Annotated in this window: 15 protein-coding genes; 4 read left to right on the top strand and 11 right to left on the bottom strand. The window is 75.3% G+C overall.

The features are described 5' to 3' along the window. Positions 1-486: 486 nt before the first annotated feature. Positions 487-1803, top strand: a complete 1317-nt coding sequence (locus ACFY61_RS26415; RefSeq protein ID WP_389475778.1) for a condensation domain-containing protein — start codon at positions 487-489, stop codon at positions 1801-1803. A gap of 26 nt (positions 1804-1829) precedes the next feature. Here ACFY61_RS26415 and ACFY61_RS26410 read toward each other — a convergent pair whose 3' ends face one another. The 4 genes from ACFY61_RS26410 to ACFY61_RS26395 form a co-directional block, all read right to left on the bottom strand. Continuing rightward, entirely contained in the window at positions 1830-3176 is a 1347-nt protein-coding gene (locus ACFY61_RS26410) for an FAD-dependent monooxygenase (protein WP_389475776.1), read from the bottom strand. Positions 3177-3247: 71 nt separating this feature from the next. Next, entirely contained in the window at positions 3248-4498 is a 1251-nt protein-coding gene (locus ACFY61_RS26405) for a beta-ketoacyl-[acyl-carrier-protein] synthase family protein (RefSeq protein ID WP_389475774.1), read from the bottom strand. Further along, positions 4495-5229, bottom strand: coding sequence for a thioesterase II family protein (locus ACFY61_RS26400; protein ID WP_389475772.1), 735 nt, complete (start codon positions 5227-5229; stop codon positions 4495-4497). Before ACFY61_RS26400 ends, ACFY61_RS26405 begins: the two co-directional genes overlap by 4 nt. A 93-nt stretch (positions 5230-5322) precedes the next feature. Then, positions 5323-6144 (bottom strand): BTAD domain-containing putative transcriptional regulator, encoded by an 822-nt coding sequence (locus ACFY61_RS26395; RefSeq protein WP_389475770.1) that lies wholly within the window; start codon positions 6142-6144, stop codon positions 5323-5325. Positions 6145-6389: 245 nt separating this feature from the next. Here ACFY61_RS26395 and ACFY61_RS26390 point away from each other — a divergent pair, with 245 nt between their 5' ends. After that, positions 6390-7418, top strand: a complete 1029-nt coding sequence (locus tag ACFY61_RS26390) for a BTAD domain-containing putative transcriptional regulator (protein ID WP_389475768.1) — start codon at positions 6390-6392, stop codon at positions 7416-7418. Between the two features lie 147 nt (positions 7419-7565). Here ACFY61_RS26390 and ACFY61_RS26385 read toward each other — a convergent pair whose 3' ends face one another. The 6 genes from ACFY61_RS26385 to ACFY61_RS26360 all read right to left on the bottom strand — a co-directional run bounded on the left by ACFY61_RS26385 (position 7566) and on the right by ACFY61_RS26360 (position 13696). Beyond that, complete coding sequence (locus tag ACFY61_RS26385; RefSeq protein ID WP_389475766.1) at positions 7566-8399, bottom strand: 4'-phosphopantetheinyl transferase family protein; 834 nt, start codon at positions 8397-8399, stop codon at positions 7566-7568. Beyond that, positions 8396-10291, bottom strand: a complete 1896-nt coding sequence (locus ACFY61_RS26380; RefSeq protein WP_389475764.1) for a polyketide synthase — start codon at positions 10289-10291, stop codon at positions 8396-8398. Before ACFY61_RS26380 ends, ACFY61_RS26385 begins: the two co-directional genes overlap by 4 nt. 87 nt (positions 10292-10378) lie before the next feature. Further along, positions 10379-11128 (bottom strand): phosphopantetheine-binding protein, encoded by a 750-nt coding sequence (locus ACFY61_RS26375; protein ID WP_389475762.1) that lies wholly within the window; start codon positions 11126-11128, stop codon positions 10379-10381. A 31-nt stretch (positions 11129-11159) separates the two neighbouring features. Further along, positions 11160-11801, bottom strand: coding sequence for a ScbR family autoregulator-binding transcription factor (locus ACFY61_RS26370; protein ID WP_389475760.1), 642 nt, complete (start codon positions 11799-11801; stop codon positions 11160-11162). 88 nt (positions 11802-11889) lie between these two features. Continuing rightward, positions 11890-12726, bottom strand: coding sequence for a BTAD domain-containing putative transcriptional regulator (locus ACFY61_RS26365; protein WP_389475758.1), 837 nt, complete (start codon positions 12724-12726; stop codon positions 11890-11892). A gap of 349 nt (positions 12727-13075) precedes the next feature. Further along, on the bottom strand, positions 13076-13696 hold the full coding sequence (locus ACFY61_RS26360; RefSeq protein ID WP_389475756.1) for a ScbR family autoregulator-binding transcription factor: 621 nt from the start codon (positions 13694-13696) through the stop codon (positions 13076-13078). A 368-nt stretch (positions 13697-14064) separates the two neighbouring features. Between ACFY61_RS26360 and ACFY61_RS26355 the strand changes: the two genes are divergently transcribed. Further along, on the top strand, positions 14065-15090 hold the full coding sequence (locus ACFY61_RS26355) for a ScbA/BarX family gamma-butyrolactone biosynthesis protein (RefSeq protein ID WP_389475754.1): 1026 nt from the start codon (positions 14065-14067) through the stop codon (positions 15088-15090). A gap of 18 nt (positions 15091-15108) precedes the next feature. Here ACFY61_RS26355 and ACFY61_RS26350 read toward each other — a convergent pair whose 3' ends face one another. Beyond that, positions 15109-15972, bottom strand: a complete 864-nt coding sequence (locus ACFY61_RS26350; RefSeq protein WP_389475752.1) for an NAD(P)H-binding protein — start codon at positions 15970-15972, stop codon at positions 15109-15111. 108 nt (positions 15973-16080) lie between these two features. Between ACFY61_RS26350 and ACFY61_RS26345 the strand changes: the two genes are divergently transcribed. Next, entirely contained in the window at positions 16081-16752 is a 672-nt protein-coding gene (locus tag ACFY61_RS26345; protein ID WP_389475750.1) for a ScbR family autoregulator-binding transcription factor, read from the top strand. The last annotated feature ends 12 nt before the right edge of the window (positions 16753-16764 follow it).

Raw genomic sequence — 16764 nt, 5'->3', positions numbered from 1 at the left:
GCGCCACAGGAGCCGTGCGGATCCTGTGTGCGCGGAGGCCGGATTCGACCTCCGGCACACGCAGGGCGGACGGGCGCTCGAAGATCCGGGCCGTCTTCCGCGGCCCGTCCTACCGTTCGCACCATCCGGCGGCGGTGGGCCCACGGCCGGGTACGAGGAAGGCCGGTACGGCCACCCGCCGGTGCCGGCCTCCGCACCTCCGCGCGTCCGGGCACGCTGCCGGGCGCACCCCGCAAGCAGGACTGGTACTTCCCTCGCACCGACCGGACCGGACGGGCCGACCGTGGCCCGTCCGGCGTGCCGCGGCCGGCGGGCCGCGGCGCCTTCCGGAGCGAGCCGAGCCCCACGCCCGACCGCCGAGGAGGCGCAGAACCGATGGTGACGACGGCACTAGAGGACGAGACCGGAAGACCGGCCGGGCCGCCGGCCCCCCACCCCGCGGTGCCCCCCGGGCCCCCGGCCGCCCCCGGGCGGGAGCCCGGAGCCGTGCCACGGCTGCCCCGGCCCCCCGGGGCCTTCCCCCTGTGCTTCGCCGCCTCCCCGCACCAGGAGGCGACGTGGGGCGCGCTGCCGCACGCGGGCCGTCCGCCGGTGGTGCAGGGCACGGTCCGGCTGACCGGGCCGCTGGACACGGCCGCCCTGCGGCGGGCGTGGCGTGCGGTCGAGGCCCGGCACGAGGTCCTCCGCAGCGGCTACCGCGAGGACGGCGGCCGGCTCACCCAGGTGGTGGCCGCCCCCGGGGACCTGCCGGTGCCGCTGTCCGCGGCGGAGGTCCGGCCGGCCGGGTCGGCCGCCGCGCTGCGGGCCGAGCGGGAGCGGCCGTTCGACCTGGTGCGGGGTCCGCTGGCCCGGCTGCTGCTGCTCCGTGCCGCACCCGGGGAGCACCTGGTGGTGTTCACCCTGCACGAGCTGATCGCCGACACCGCCGCCCTCGGCCTGCTCGCCGGCGAGCTCGCCGCCGCCTACCGCGGTGCGGCGCCGGACCGGCCGGCCGCGCAGTACGCCGACCTCGCCGCCGTGCAGCGGCAGCGGAACGCGGAGGGGCGGGGCGACGAGAGCACCGAGTACTGGCTGCGTCGGCTCAACGGGGCCGAGCCCGCCGTACTGCCCTGGGACCTCGCCGACCCGGCGGGACCGGCCTTCACGCCCGGGCCGGCCCGGTCCCTGTCGTTCCCGCTGCCGGTGGAGCTGTACGAGCGGGTCGCGGAGGCGGCCCGGCGGCACCGCACCGGGGTGCAGGTCGTCGGGCTGACCGCCTTCCACCTGCTGCTCGCCTGCTGGTCGGGGCAGCGGGACATCAGCGTCCGCGGGCCGGTTCCGGACCGCGTCCGGCCGGCGGACCCGCCGCTGCTGGCTCCGCTGTCCCGCGCGGTGGTGCTGCGGGCCGACCTGTCGGGCGCGCCCGCGTTCGGGGAACTCGTCGACCAGGTCCGGCTGACCAGCGCCTGGGACTTCGCCCACCGCGACATCCCGCTGGAGCCGGTCGCCGCACAGCTGGGCCGGCCCCGGCTGGTGGAGGAGCTGGGCGGCGCCGAGTTCGGCAGCGGCGGCCTCGTGGACGCCGGCCCGGCGTGGGGCAGGGCCTCCTGGGGCGGGCGGCTGACCGCGGAGCCGTTCACCGGTGTCCCCCTCCCGGCGCGGCGGCCGCTGTCCTTCCGCCTGCTGCACGACGAGCGGTCGGCCCGGTGCGTGGTCACGTACGACACGGCGGTGTTCTCCGAGGCCCGCGTGCGCCAGCTGCGCGCCGACTACTTCGGCCTCCTCACCGACCTGGCCGCCCACCCCCGCGCCCGCTTCCACTGACCGGGCGCGCGGGAGCGGTCCGGCGGTCAGGGGGCGGGTACGGCCGCGGTGGTGAACAGGTCGGTGCGGACCGACGCGGGGTCGGTGCCGTAGGCGACCTTGCGGGTGATCTTCCGGCCGAGCGGGGTACGGGTGACCAGCCCGGCGGCACCGGCCAGCGCGAGCCGGGCCAGCGGTCCGCCGCCCGTCCCGAACATGGCGCGGGCCTGCGCCTTCTGCATCCGGTGGACCGCCGCCGCGGCCGCGGCGCGGCGCTGCCGGTACGGGGCCAGGCTCGCCGCGGTGACCGGTCCGCGCCGCAACGCCGCCAGCAGCACGGGGTGCAGCACGGCGGCGTCCTGGAGGGCGAGGTTGATGCCCTGGGCGCCGATCGGGCCGTGGGTGTGGGCGCTGTCCCCGACGAGGACCAGGCCGTCGCGGGTCCATTCCCCGGCGTGCGCGGCGAACACGTCGAGCAGCGCCAGGTCGGCCAGCGAGGCCGGCTGCTCGTGCAGCAGGTCCGCGAACTGCGGGAGGGCCCGGGTCAGTTCGCGGCGGATGTGCTCGATGCCCCGTCCGGCCAGCGCTCCCCATCCGCCGTGCGGCAGGGTCCACCCGATCCGCAGCCGGTCGGGGTGGCTGTCCTGGACGAGGACGGCGCTGCCCCCGGCCCGGTGCACCGCGACCTTGCCGGTGGCCCGGCCGGGCGCGTGCAGGGAGAACCACACCACGTCCTGGGCGAAGGACTCCGAACGGCCGGCGTCCACGCCGGCCAGCGTCCGGGTGCGGGAGAACCTGCCGTCGGCGCCGACCACCACCGCCGCGCGCACGGTGACGGGCGTCCGGTCGGGTCCCTTCAGCACGGCGCCGGTGCAGGGCGCCCCGGGCCGCTGCTGAAGCAGGGCCGAGATGCGGTGGCCCTCCAGGTGGGTGAAGCCGGGCAGCCGGCGGCAGGCGGAGAGCAGTTCGGCCAGCAGGTGCGGCTGCGGGAGGGCGAGGAGGTGGTCGTACGGGGCGGGCAGCCGGCCGTAGTCGATGTCGAGCAGCACCCGGTGCCGCTCCCGCACCTGGAAGCCGCTCAGGGCGAGGGAGCCGCGGGCCCGGGCCGCGGCGAGGACGCCGAGCTCGTCCAGGATCCGCTGCCCGCCGGGCTGGAGGACCTCGCCGTGGAACTCCCGGCGCAGCGCGGTGGAGCGCTCGGCCAGGGCGACCCGGACACCGGAGCGCAGCAGCATCAGCGTCAGGGCGAGGCCGGCGGGACCGGCGCCGACCACGCACACGTCGGTGTCGATCACGGGGCCGGCGGGGCTCACGGTCCCGGCAGGACGCGTGTCCGCGCCCGCGCCCGTCGTGCCGGTGTCGGTGCCGGTGCCGTCCTTGTCGCCGCTGTCCATTCCCGTCCCCTCTCGGCTCTGCCCTGCCGTGCCCTGCTGTGCTCTTGCCTGTCCGCTGCCCGCTGCCGGTGTCAGGCCGGCCGGGTCAGCACCAGCGCGCTCTGGAACCCGCCGAAGCCGCTGCCCAGGGCGAGCACCGCACCGGTGCGCTGCTCCCGGGCGGTCAGCGGCACGTAGTCGAGGTCGCACCGCGGGTCGGGCGTCCGCAGGTGCGCGGTGGGCGGGACCGTCCCGTGGCGGATCGCCAGCGCTCCGGCGGCGGCCTGGAAGGCGCCGACGGCGCCCAGCGGGTAGCCGGTCATCGAGGTGATCGCGCTGACGGGCACCCGGTACGCGCGCGGACCGAGTACGCGTTTGACGGCGGCGGTCTCGTGGACGTCGCTCTGCGGGGTGCCCGAGCCGTGCGCGCTGACCCAGTCCACCGCGGACGGGTCCAGCCGGGCCTCGGCCAGGGCGGCCCCGGCGGCCGCGGCGAGTTCGGCGCCGTCGGGGGCCAGCCCGGTCATGTGCCGGGCGGCGGCGCGGCCCGCGTGGCCGGCGAGCTCGGCGTAGACGGTGGCGCCGCGACGCCGGGCCCGTTCCCGTTCCTCCAGCACCAGGACGCCCGCGCCCTCGCCGAGGACGAACCCGTCCCGGGTGCGGTCGAAGGGCCGGGCGGCGCTCTCCGGTTCCCCGTTGCGGCGGGAGGTGATGCGCAGCGTGTCGCAGCACACCATGGCCGCCACGGAGATCGGCGCCTCGGCGGCCCCGGCGAGCACCAGGTCGGCGCTGCCCTCGCGGATCAGGTCCGCGCCGTGGCCGAGGGCGTCCAGGCCGGCCGTGCAGCCTCCGGAGACCAGCGACACCGGGCCCTGCGCCCCGGTGTCGCGGGCCAGTTCGGCGGCGAGCGAGCCGGGCACGAAGTAGTCGTACAGGTGGGGCACGGCCCGGGTGTGGTCGACCAGCCAGCGGGAGCCGACCTCGCTGGCGACGGCGTACTCCAGGCTGAGTTCGGCGGCGCAGCCGAGGGCGCTGCCCACGACGACGGCGGTGCGGGCCGGGTCGCGGGCCGGTTCGGCACCGCTGTCGGCGACCGCTTCGCGGGCGGCGGCGAGGGCGAACTGGGTGGCGCGGGCGGGTTCGGCGCCCGCGCGGGGGGCCAGGCCGTGGGCGCGGGGGTTGAAGTCGACCTCCGCGGCGAGCCGGGAGCGCAGCCGGCGGGCGTCGAGTGAGGTGACCGCGCGGGTGGCGGAGCGGCCGGCGGTCAGCCGGGCCCAGAACCCGCCGGTGCCGCCACCGCCCGGGGCGACGACCCCGATCCCGGTGATCACCACTCGTCTCACCGGGCGGACCGCCCCACGAGCCGGCAGGCCCGGCCGATGAGTCGCGGGAGTTCGTCGTCCCGGACGAAGAAGTGGCCGCCGGGCACGGTGCGGTGGACGAACCGGTCGCTGGTCCAGGCGCTCCAGCCGCGCACCATCGCGGTGGGCACCAGGGTGTCGTCGCTGCCGCCGACGGCGAGCAGCGGTACCGGGACCGGGCCGCCGGTGCCGGGCTCACGGGCGGCGGCGCGCAGGTCGGCGGCCAGCCGCAGGTCGTCGCGGAGCACCGGCAGGACCAGGCGGTGCCAGACGTCGCCGGGCCGGGTGTCCTCGGGCACCGCCTCGAACTTCTCCAGTACCCGCATCAGTTCGTGGTCGGGGGCTTCGGCGGCGGCGATCAGGCCGCCGGTCTCGTGGGGCGGCGGGCTGGCACCGACGGCCAGCAGCGCGGGCAGCGGCAGGCCGGCCGCGTGCAGGGCGCGGGTGAGCGTGTAGGCGATCAGACCGCCCAGGCTGTGCCCGTACAGGACGTACGGTCCGGGCGGCTGTTCCTCGAACAGGTCGCGCAGGTCGTCGAGGAGCGCACGGCGGGTGGTGACGCGGGGTTCGCGGCGCCGCGCGTCCCGGCCGGGCAGCAGCCGCGGCTCCGGTGCCGCGGCCGGGCCCAGCAGGGCGCCCCAGCGGTGGAACGCCGAGGTACCGGCCCCCGCGTGCGCGAAGCACAGCAGCCGCACACCGTTCTCCCCAGCCATGCCTGGTCCTTCCTGCCGTACCGTCTCCTTCCCACCCTGGCCGGTCCGTGCTCGCGAGGCGCTCGAACGCGCCGGTGGAGCCCGGGCCGTGTCTCAGGCCGCGTACAGGTCGAACGTGGAGCCCCGCCGGGGTCCCGCCACCACGTCCAGCGCCGGGTCCACCGCCAGCATCGCCTGGTGGAGCCGCTGGAGCTGCGGGGAGGGTTCGACGCCGAGGTCCTCGATGAGCCGCACCCGCAGCCTCCGGTAGACGTCCAGGGCGGTCGCCTGGCGGCCGGAGCGGTAGAGCGCCACCATCGCCTGCGAGTGCAGGCCCTCGTGCTGGGGGTGACGGGCGATCAGCTCGGTGAGCTCGGCGATGAGCTCGGCGTGCCGGCCCAGCCGAAGGTCGACGTCGATCCGCCGCTCCACGGTGACCAGCCGGCTCTCCTCCAGCCGCATGACCTCGATCTCCAGGATCGGACCCACGCGCACGTCGACCAGGGCCGGGCCCTGCCAGAGGCCGAGGGCCTGCCGGAGCCGGGCGGCGGCACGCTCGTCGTCGCCCTCCTCGAAGGCGCCCTGCCCCTCCGCGACCAGCCGGTCGTACTCGTGGACGTCCACGCTCTCCGGGGAGATCTGGAGCAGGTAGCCGCCGTGCCGGGTCGCGAGCACCTCCTTGGCCGCGCCCGGCACCCCCGGCCCCATGGCCGTGCCGAGCCGGCGGCGCAGCTGGAGTATGTAGGTCTGCAGGGTGGTGAGCGCGCTCTGCGGCAGTTCGGTGCCCCAGACCTCCTCCATCAGCGTGGGCACGGGCATGACCCGGCCCGGGTAGAGCGCGAGCAGCGCCAGAATCTGACGCGGCTTTCCGGCCGTCGGAACAATCGAGCCCCCGTTGACCTCGGCACTCAACGGACCCAGAACCTGAATCTTCACGGTTTCCTCCGCTCGTCGTCGAGTTCGCATCGATTTCAAGCCTTCGACTGAGGCACAGTAGCGGGGTCCAGGAGACCGTCCCGAATTCCTTGAGCTCCTGTCGAGTCCGGCTCCAACAAACGGAGTTCAACCGTTTCGGCCCGGCTGCTACATTCCACCCGGGGACGATGGCGGACGCGTAATTCCAAAAGTCCGAGTCGCAGGCTTTTCCGCGATTCCCGACGGATCGCTGGGAGGAAGCACCGATGGATCGGAACGCGGGCCGGGACTCCGGCTGGGACTTCCACGTGCTGGGACCCCTGGAGCTGCACGACCACGCGTCGGGCAGCTGCGTGGTGCCCGCGGGCCCCAAGCAGCGGGCCCTGCTGGGGGCGCTGGTCAGCCGGGCCGGCGAGGTCCTCTCGGCGGACCGCCTCATCGACGAGCTGTGGGGGGAGCGGCCCCCGGCCCGGGCCGCCAACGCCCTCCAGGCGCACGTGTCCCGGCTGCGCCGGCTGCTGCCGGCGGGCGGAACCGGGCCCGGCGGCGCGCCGGACATCACCACGCACCCGCTCGGCTACCTGCTGCGGCCGGGGTCCGCGTCGACCGACGCCCAGCGGTTCCAGGAGCTCTCCGCCCAGGGCCGGGCCGCGGTCGTGGCCGACCCGGAGCACGCCGCCGAGCTGCTGCACCGGGCCCTGGCCCTGTGGCGCGGCCCGGCCCTTCAGGGGTGCGGCCGCGGCCGGATCTGCGCCCGGGAGGCGGAGCGGCTGGAACAGGGCCGGCTGGCCGCGCTGGAGACCTTCCACGAGGCGCGGCTGCGCGGGGCGCGGCACGCCGAGACCGTCGGCGAGCTGGAGCGGCTGACGGCGGCCCATCCCACCCGGGAGCGCTTCCACGACCTGCTGATGCTCGCCCTGTACCGGTGCGGCCGCCGCTCGGAGGCGCTGGGCGTGTACGAGCGGGCCCGGCAGCGGCTGATGAGCGAGGTCGGAGTCGAGCCGGGGCCGGCGCTGCGGGCGCGGATGGAGTCGATCCTGCACCGCGACCCGGACCGGGACGCCGCCCCGGCGGTGCCGGCGCCCGCCCCGGGGCCGCGGCCCCTGCCGTCGGTGGTGGAGGAGGGTGCCCTCCTGGCTCCCGGTTCGCCGGAGGCCGGGCTGCCGGACCTGGGGGCGGAGATCGCCCGGCTGCGCGCCCGGGTCGAGGAGGTGGGCCGGGCCCAGGAGGAACTGGCCCGGCGGCTGGGTCCGCTGCTGGGGGACACCGCCGGCACGACGGCCGGCGCGCCCTGACGGCGTTCTCCTTTCCGCCCCCGCCGGGGGCGGATCGTGCGGCCGTGCTCGAGGCGCACTCCAGTGGAATTCCGGCGGCGTCCGCATTCCGCCGGCGGGCCGATTTCGCCGGAGTACCCATTCTGCCCGCGAAATGTGATCGGCGGATTATCGGACCGTTGGGGATTCCGGCAGGACCAGGCGGCGCGGCGCGGCGCGTCCCCACGGGAATCCGTGGTGCAGGTGCACGGACGGCGGTTGTGCCGGGTCCACTTCGACGGCGACCGCCGCCAGCACGTCGGGCACCGGTTCGACCTCCAGGAACCGCCAGTCGCCCCCCAGGTCGTCGCCGGGCGGACGGAAGGACACCACCCCGCGGTCCTCGGCCAGGTGGAACGCGAAGGAATCGAAGGGCAGGCCCAGTCCGAGGCCGCGGGCCTTGGCGTAGGCCTCCTTCAGGGTCCACACGCGCAGGGCGCGCCGGTCGCGGGGTCGTCCGGGGGCCGCCTCGTCGATCCACTGCCTCTCCTCGGCGGAGAAGGTGGTGATGATGTTGTCGAGGCCCCGTTCGCCGCGGTCCAGCCGTTCCACGTCCACCCCGATGCGGCGGCGCCGGGAGACCCCGAGCAGGTTGTAGCCGTGGGCGTGGGACAGGTTGAAGTCCAGGGTGGCGGCGCCGCGCGGCAGGCCGCCGGCGGGCGCCTGGAGGAAGGGCCGGCCGCGGGAGGACCGCCAGATGACGGCCTCGGCCTCCGGGATGCCGGTCTCCAGCGCGAGCACCCGGCGGACCAGGGTGTGCGCCACGAGGTACTGGCGTCGGTCGCGTTCGAAGAGGAAGCGTCCGGCGGTCTCCTGCTCGTGCTCGTCCAGCCAGTGCGGCGCCAGGGTGGCGGCGATGCCGGGGGCGAGGTCCTCGTTGGGGCAGAACCACAGGTTGACCGGGGCGCCGCCGGGATCGTCCGGGGCGGCGCCGGTGGCCGTCCCCCGGGGCCGGCCGGTCATGCCGGGTCCTCTGCGCCACCCAGCCACAGCGGTGTGCGCAGGAACGCGGAGGGCGGCAGCGGCACGGACACGGCCCCCGCCCCGGCTGTGCCCTCCAGCGCCGCCCAGTCGACGTCGACACCGGACAGCCACAGGGCACGCAGCCGGTGCAGGTGCCCGGCCCGCCAGAGCGCCGCGAGGTAGGCGTCGGTCTCGGGTACGCCGGCCAGCCCGAGCGGGTCGGCACCACCGTCCCGCAGGTCGGCGTGCGGGGCGCCGTCGCGGAGGAACTCCTCCAGGACACGCAGCAGTTGCCCGGCGTCCTCCACCACGGCCGCGAACCGGCAGTCCATGGCGGCCCGCCCGGTGCGCAGCGCCCGGGCCAGCGCGTCCAGGGCCGGGGCCGGGGCCGGACCGGGACCGGCCAGCAGCCCGGTGAACCGCCGTACGGTGGCGGCCAGGTGGGCGGGGGTGGGCGCGGACAGCAGGAACAGCTGGGGGGCGGGCCCGGGCGGGGTGGTAGGGCCGGGTTCCGGCGTCGGCGGGTACTCCTCCAGGACGGCGTGGGCGTCGGTGCCGCCGGCTCCGCGGATGCCGACGGCGGCCCGGCGGGGCGGCGCGCCCGCGGTGGTGCCCCAGGCCTCGGCGGCGGCACGGCCGGGACCGGGGGCGAGTACGCGGTGGCGCAGCTGGAGCACGGCCCGGGTGAGCGCGGCGGCCCCGCCGGCCGGTCCGGCCGCGCCGACGAGCGTCCGTACCGAGCCGGCGTCCTCGCGGACGGTGACGGCGGCGGCGTCCACCCCGGCGTCCCGCAGGGCCGCGCGCAGCACCCGATGCCCGTGGGCGCCGGCGTCCGCGTCCCCGCCGGAGCCGGTGCCGGAGCCGCAGTTGCAGCCGCAGTCGGAGCCGGACTCGGAGCCGGAGTCGGGCCCGGGGCGGCGGCCGGAGTCCGTACCGGGACCCGGGCCGGCGGGCGGGCGGCGGTGCCCCGGCCCCGCGGCGGGGGCGGGGGCGTGGCCGACGGCGGTGCCGAGGACGGTGCAGTACACGGTGTCCCCGTCGGCCAGGGCCCGTGACAGGGGCTTGAGCAGCAGTACGCCCACCCCTTCGCCGGCGCCGGGTCGACGGCTGGACGGGTGCAGCAGCAGCTGGACGCCGCCGACCAGGGCGGCGGCGCATTCCCCTCGGCGGAGCGCGGCCACCGCGAGGTGGAGGGCGACGAGCACGGAGGACTCGGCGGTGTCCACCGACTGGCTGGGCCCGGTGAGCCCGAGCAGGGAGGAGAGCCGGTTGGGCAGGCTCCAGTGGCCGGCCGGGGGCATCGGCCGGGGCTGCCCGCGGGTCCACGAGGCGGCCGCCAGCAGCCGGTAGTCACCGGTTCCGGCGGCGGCGAACACGCCGACCGAGCGCGGGGTGCCGTCCCCGGCGGTGAGCGCGTCGAGCCGGCCGCCCGTACAGCCCGCGTCCTCCAGGGCCTCCCAGGCGGTCTCCAGGAACAGCCGTTCCTGGGGGTCCGTCAGGGCGGCGTCGGCGGGGTCCATCCCGAAGAACTCCGCGTCGAAGTCCTGTACCCGTTCCAGGTAGTGACCGGGTTCGCCGCCGGGGCGCCCGCGGGGAGGGGCGGCGGCCGTGCCGTGCCCGTCGCGGACCCGCTGCCAGAAGGCGGCGAGGCCGGCGGCCCCCGGGTAGCGCCCGGCCATCCCGACGACGGCGACCGGCTCGGCCGTACGGTCCGGGGCCGCGGCGGGCGCCGCCCCGGCCGGGAGCGCCCGGGGCGCCCCGGGCGGGCCGGGGGCCGGGAGCGGCGCCGGCGCCGGCGCCGGGCCGGGGGCCGTGCCGGTGAGCAGTGCTGCCACCTGCCCCCGGTCCAGCCGACCGTTCTTGAACCGGGTCAGCACTTCCTTCTGGTCCATCTGGGGAGGGCTCCTAGGGGGTGGAACGAGGACGGCACGGGTGTCCGCGGAGCGGGCCCGGCCGGCGCCGCTCGGCGGACACCTTCCTCAGCCGAGCCGGCCGAGGAGTACGAGGGCCTCGTCCACGGTGAGCCGGTCGTCGCGGACCGCGTCCAGCAGGACGTCGAGTCCGCCGGACGGGAGCGTCGTCCCGCCGGCCGGCCGCGGCTGCGGCTGCGGGTCCGCGGCTCCGGTGCGGGCGGCGACGTAGGCCGCCATCGCGGCGAGGCTGGGGTGCTCGTACAGCAGGACGGAGCGTTCCTGGAGGCCGAACACGCGGTTGACGACGGCGATGAACTCGGCGCCCACGATGGAGTCCACCCCGAGCACGTTGAAGGCGGCGGTGGTGTCGATCTCCCACGGGTCGCAGCACAGGATCGCCGCGAGCTGCTCGCGCAGCACCTCGGCGATCCCGGTGGCCCCGCCCGGCCCGGCCGGTGCCGGTGCCGGTGCCGGAACGGTGGTGGGGACCGGGACGGGAGCGGTGGCCCGGGCGGGGGCCGGCGCGGCTCCCTGGGCCGCCCGCCGGACCTCCCGGGCGAAGGACGCCGGCGTCGGGTGGTCGTACAGGTCGGTGGCGCGCACCTGCAGTCCGTAGCGGGTGTTGACGACGGCGACGAACTCCACCATCAGCAGGGAGTCCAGTCCCAGTGACTGGAAGCTCTGCTCGGGGTCGATCTTCTCCGGCTTCACCCGCAGGATGTCGCCGAGCACCCCGATGAGGTCCGTCAGCACATCTGCCGGGGCCCCGGCGGGCGCCGCCCGCCGTGCGGACGGGGCGGGACGGTCGTACGTCATCGGTGGCTCCTCCAAGCGGTCGGTGGCTCGGTCACACGGGGCTGCGCGGGAGCTCGGCCTCGGGCGTGCCGACGCGGAAGTTCTGCCGTTCGCCGTCCGGGACGAGGCTGGGCAGCAGCAGCGACCACAGTCCGCAGACCCGCCGCTGGAGTTCGGCGTAGGGCATGCCGGTGCCGGCCATGGCCTCGATGCCGCAGGCGGCCGCGGAGACCAGGGATTCGGTCTCCTCCCACCGGCCGCCGGAGCGGAGTTCGCCGGCGGCGGCGGACTGGCGCAGCAGCCCGCGGACCGCGTCGAGCCAGACGGCCTGGAAGTCGGCGGCGAAGTCCTGCAGCCCCGTGCACTCCTTGGTGATGCGGAAGCTCGCCGGGACGGCCGGCTCCTCATGGAGGCTGCGGACCAGCCAGTGGGTGGTGTCGATCAGGGTCTGCAGCGGGGACAGCCCGGCGTCCTGGAGTTCGCGCACCGAGTCGTGCAGCAGTGCGCAGCCGCGCAGCTGCACCGCCTCCGCCAGTTCGTCCTTGGAGCCGAAGTGGAAGTACAGGGCGCCTTTGGTGACGCCCGCGAACGCCGCGATCTGGCCGAGCGTCGCGTTCGCGTAGCCGTTGCGGCGGAACATCTCGGCACCCGCGTGCACCAGCTTCCTGCGGGTACGCTCCGACCTCTCCTGCACCGCGCTGCCTCCTCGGCCGGGGCTCCGGTCACGCGCCCGGCCCGCCGGCCCGGGCCGGGCCGCGTACCTGGTGTCGGTCGCGGCCATCTCAGCCGACGCGGGCGAGCCGCTCGCCCTGGGGCTCCGCCGTCACGGGGGTCTCGGGGCCGGCCATGAGGATGGAGCGCTGGAGCCGGCGCAGTACGGCCGAGGGCTCCAGGCCGAGTTCGCGCACCAGGGTCTGGCGCAGCCGCTGGTAGACGTCGAGGGCCTCGCCGCGCCGTCCGGACCGGTGCAGGGCCAGCATGAACTGGCCGTGCAGGTTCTCGTGGGTGCGGTAGCGGCTGGCGAGCACGGTGAGTTCGGCGAGCAGCTCGCGGTGGCGCCCGATCCGCAGGTCGGCCTCGATGCGCTGGTCGAGCGCGCACAGCCGGGTCTCCTCCAGGCGGCGGGCCTCCATGTCCAGCTGGATGCCGCCCTGCACGTCGGCGAAGGCGGGGCCGGACCACAGCGCCAGGGCCTCGCGCAGCAGCCGGGCCGCGCCGGGGAAGTCGCCCGCGTCCATGGCGCGGTAGCCCATGCCGGCGAGCCGGTCGAACTCGCGCACGTCGCTGGTACCGCCGCCGCTGTCGAGCATGTAGCCGCCGGGCAGCGTGACCAGCACGTCCTTGGCGGTGCGCCGCCCGGTGCCGCCCTCGCCGTCCACGCCCTGTTCCAGCGCGTTGGCGATGAGCGCCCGAAGCTGGAGCACGTACGTCTGGAGGGTGGTCCGCGCGCTGCGCGGCGGGGCGCCCGCCCACAGCTCCTCGATGAGTGCCGAGACCGGGACCACCTGGTCGGCATGGAGCGCCAGCAGTGCCAGCACCTGTCGCGGCTTGGGGGCGGTGGGGGTGACGGAGACTCCCTGTTCCCGCACCGCCAGTGTGCCCAGTACTTCGATGTCCACGCCCTACTCCCCTGTCCGTGGATGAGCCATCGTCAGTAAAAAACAGGACCGGCGGTTTGTCAATACCAAACCGACCGTGCTGTTTTTTACCTGCACAGGCCACCCAACTTCTGACAAAGCTGCTCCGACCTGCGGATATACCGCCAGAGACCGAGCCGCACCCGGCTCGTCATCTCCTCATCCCCTCATCCAGAACAACTTCAGAGGCCACGAAACAAACCGTTTGCGCGGTTCGCTTCGAGGTCAGAGCTCCCCCTCAACAACGAAAGACGCCCGCCCCGCGCGGGCAGCACGGGAACGGGCGGGAGCGGACGGGCGGACGGACGGGACGGGCGGACCGGCCGGGCGGCTAGGACGCCGCCGCACCGCCCTCCGGCGCGAGCTCCGCCAACAGGGCCGAGGACACCAGGGAGGGCAGCAACAGCCGCCAGAACCGGGTGAGCGTGGCCGCGGACAGCCATTCCACGTCCCGGGTCCCGAGCACCTCGAAGCCGACGGTCGCGGCCACCACCGCGGAGACCACGTCCCGGGCCGCCGCCCCGGGGTGCAGTTCACCGGCCGCCTCGGCCTCCTTCAGCGTTCCCTCGACCCACCCCTGCCACCAGCCGCGCAGGTCGGCCGCCGGCATCCGGGACGCCTCCCCGCAGAGCCCGAAGCCGGCCCGCAGCACGACGTCCCCGCGCAGCGCGGCGGCCAGGCCGTGGGTGACGTCGATCAGCGACTGCACCCGGCCGGCGGACGGTACGGGCACTTCGGCGACCTCGGTCAGCCGGCGCAGCGCCGCGCGTTCGACCGCGTCGGTCAGGGCCGCCTTGCTGGCGAAGTGGAAGTGCAGGGCCCCGTTGCTCACTCCGGCCAGCGAACTGATCCCGGTGAGCGAAGCCGCCGCGTACCCCTCCCGGTCGAACACCTCGGCCGCGGACCTGATGAGGGTCTCCCTTGTGCGCGCGGCGCGCTCTTGCTTCACCATGAGTGGATGTTAACAAACCGTCTGTGCGGTTTCTATCGACGGTTTCCGTCGTTCCGCCGAGCCCGCCTCCGGGGCGAAGACCGGCCACTCCGCCGCCATCCGGCCACGATGTCGTCCACTACTTGAGAAACGCTCGGGCCGACCTCAACCGGCCGCACCGCGGCAATTGGGACAAAAACTGGGGCAGGAGTGGACGCCGAGCCGCGACACCCGTCCTGAACTGGGCAAACAAAAGAAGCGAAATCCCCCATTCCGGCAGGCGGAAAGAGCGGAGGATCCGATACCCCTAGAAATTAAACCGGTTGGTATGTATCTTCCCCGGCCAGAGGCACACGAAGCCTTCTCAGCGGCCAAGCCCAGGGGGAGCGATGACTGCGAGCACGTTCCGGATGGAACCCATAGCGATGGACGACCGTCCGGAGGTGGACGAGACCCCGTCCGCCTACAAGGCGAACGGATTCCGGTTCCCTTCACTGACCGCCACCGTTCCACGGGAACTGGTGCACCGCGCCTCGGTCGCCGAGGTGGTACTGACCGACTGGCGCCGGGTGGACGACACCCGGTTCGTCGTCACCTCACAGTGGCCGCGCTGCCACACGTTCTTCAGCCCGGTCGCCGGCGGCTACCACGACCCGCTCATCGGGTGCGAGACCATCCGTCAGATCGGGATCCTGCTGGGCCACGCGGAGTTCGGCGTGCCCCTCGGCCACCAGTTCATCGTCTGGGACCTGGACATCACGGTCCGCCCGGAGCACATGGCGGTGGGCGACACCCCCGCCGCCCTGGAGATCGACGTCACCTGCAGCGAGATCCGGTGGCGGGGCGGAAGCCTCGCGGGACTGCGCCTGCACACCGTGTTCCGCCGCGACGGCGAGGTCGTCGCCACCGGCGGCGGCTCCCTGTCGTGCCTGGCCCCGGAGGTCTACCGGCGGATCCGCGGCGAACACACCCTGGACGGCGACTGGCAGCACCTGCCCCTCACCAGTCCGGAGGCCCCCCAGCTGGTCGGACGCATGTCCCCGATGGACGTGGTGCTCTCGCCCACCCCGGAACCCCACCGCTGGCAGCTGCGGGCGGACAGGCGCCACCCGGTGCTCTTCGAACACGCCGTGGACCACGTTCCGGGGATGGTGCTGATCGAGGCCGCCCGGCAGGCCACGGCCGCCGTGCTGAAGCGGTCCTCCTACCTCCCCCTGAGCATCGCCAACGAGTTCAAGCGGTACGTGGAACTCGACGCGCCCTGCCTGGTGGAGGCGCGGCTGCTCCCCGCCCCGCAGGCGGGCACGGACCCGGCCGCCGCCGCGGCCGGCCTGCGGAGCGTCCTGGTGACGGCGGTCCAGGACGGCGTCACGGTCTTCAGTGCGGTGGTCACCGCCGGAACCCACGGCCTGTGAGCCGCCGCGCCTGCCCTTTCAGCACCCGACCCGCTCCACCGGCGCGGCGAACGCCGCCCGGTGGGCCGCCGCCCAGCCGCGGAACGAACCCGGAGGACGCCCGAGCAGGCGCTCCACCGTCCCCTCCACCCCCGCCTTCGCGCCCTGGCGCATCCGCTCCGCACTGTCCAGCAGCGCCTCCGCGACGTCCGCCGGATAGCGCTCCAGCAGTGCGCCGCGCGCCTGCTGCCGGCTCAGCCCCTCGAAGCGCAGCCGGCGGCCCAGCACCTCGCCGAGCTGTGCGGTCTGCTCGATCGTGGTGAGCGCCTCCGGCCCGGTCAGCGTGTGGACCCGTCCGGCGTGCCCGTCCTCGGTGAGGGCGCGCGCGGCGACCTCCGCGACGTCACGGGGATCCACGCAGGCGTTGGCCGCGCCCCCGTAAAGGGCCCGCACCACACGCTCCCCCCGGACCGACGACGCCCACGAGAGGGCGTTGGACATGAAGGACCGCGGCCTGAGCAGGGTCCACTCCATCCCCGAGGTCCGCAGCAGGCCCTCGCTGGTCCGCTGCCACCGGGTGATCAGGTCGTCCGCCTGCCGGTCCGCCACCGCGGCGGCCGAGAGCTTCACCACCCGCCGCACACCCGCCCGGCGGGCGGCCCGCAGGAAGCTCCGGTCGTCGTCGCCGATGCGGTTGGTGACCAGGAACGCGGTGCGCACCCCGTCCAGGGCGACCGCCAGGGACCGCCGGTCCCCGTAGTCCCCCCGCACGACCCGCGCGGCCCGCGGAACGCCCTCCACGCGTTCCGGTTCCCTCGCCAGCACACGGAAGGGCTGGTCGGTCGGCATGTACCCGAGCAGGTGACGTCCGACGGTTCCGGTCGTTCCGGTCAAAAGGATCACGAAGCACCCCTCGACTTGACGTCTTCAGGCTCGACACTGCGGCGAAGACGGTCACGAACTGTAAGATACGAACTGGACGGTTTTTTCCTGTGACAGATGGGAGGCGACGTGGCAGAGCAGCTGAGAGCACTCCGCACCCGCCGTGCGATCCTCGAAGCGGCGGCACGGATCTTCGAGGAGCACGGCTACCAGGCCGCCACGATCTCCCAGATCCTGAACGCCGCCGGAGTGACCAAGGGCGCGCTGTACTTCCACTTCCAGTCGAAGGAAGACCTGGCCCAGGGAGTTCTCGCCGAGCAGGACCACCAGATCTCCGTGCCCGACCGCGCCTCCAAGGTGCAGGAGGTCGTGGACGAGGTGATGCTGCACGCCCACCGCCTCCAGACCGATCCCATGGTCCGGGCCGGCGTGCGGCTGACCATGGACCAGCTGGCCGACGGCCTCGACCGCAGCGGCCCGTTCCGGCGGTGGGCCGAGGTCGGGACCGAACTCCTCCGGCAGGCGCAGGCGCAGGGCGAACTGCTGCCCCACGTGACGCCGGCGGAGACGGCCGAGGTCATCGTGGCCGCGTTCGCCGGCGTCCAGTCCATGTCGCAGGCGGTCTGCGACTACGGCGACCTGACATACCGGGTGTCCTCCCTGATGCGCCACCTGCTGCCCAGCGTGGCCGTGCCCTCCGTCCTCACGACGCTCGACCTCTCCCAGAGCCGGGGAGCCACCGTGTACGCCGAGGCCGTCGCCGCCGGCGGGGACAAGGAACTCGCGGGATCCGCCGCCTGACCGGGGCCGCCC

This window comes from Streptomyces sp. NPDC012888 (assembly GCF_042900645.1).
Taxonomy (GTDB): Bacteria; Actinomycetota; Actinomycetes; order Streptomycetales; family Streptomycetaceae; genus Streptomyces.
The sequence above is the reverse complement of the archived record's forward strand: the minus strand, read 5'-3'. Positions and strand labels throughout refer to the sequence as shown.

Bases quoted from the DNA above. Each gene is read 5' to 3' on its own strand.
- ACFY61_RS26410 (WP_389475776.1), bottom strand. From the start codon at position 3,176: ATGGACAGCGGCGACAAGGACGGCACCGGCACCGACACCGGCACGACG.
- ACFY61_RS26400 (WP_389475772.1), bottom strand. From the start codon at position 5,229: ATGGCTGGGGAGAACGGTGTGCGGCTGCTGTGCTTCGCGCACGCGGGG.
- ACFY61_RS26390 (WP_389475768.1), top strand. From the start codon at position 6,390: ATGGATCGGAACGCGGGCCGGGACTCCGGCTGGGACTTCCACGTGCTG.
- ACFY61_RS26385 (WP_389475766.1), bottom strand. From the start codon at position 8,399: ATGACCGGCCGGCCCCGGGGGACGGCCACCGGCGCCGCCCCGGACGAT.
- ACFY61_RS26380 (WP_389475764.1), bottom strand. From the start codon at position 10,291: ATGGACCAGAAGGAAGTGCTGACCCGGTTCAAGAACGGTCGGCTGGAC.
- ACFY61_RS26375 (WP_389475762.1), bottom strand. From the start codon at position 11,128: ATGACGTACGACCGTCCCGCCCCGTCCGCACGGCGGGCGGCGCCCGCC.
- ACFY61_RS26360 (WP_389475756.1), bottom strand. From the start codon at position 13,696: ATGGTGAAGCAAGAGCGCGCCGCGCGCACAAGGGAGACCCTCATCAGG.
- ACFY61_RS26355 (WP_389475754.1), top strand. From the start codon at position 14,065: ATGACTGCGAGCACGTTCCGGATGGAACCCATAGCGATGGACGACCGT.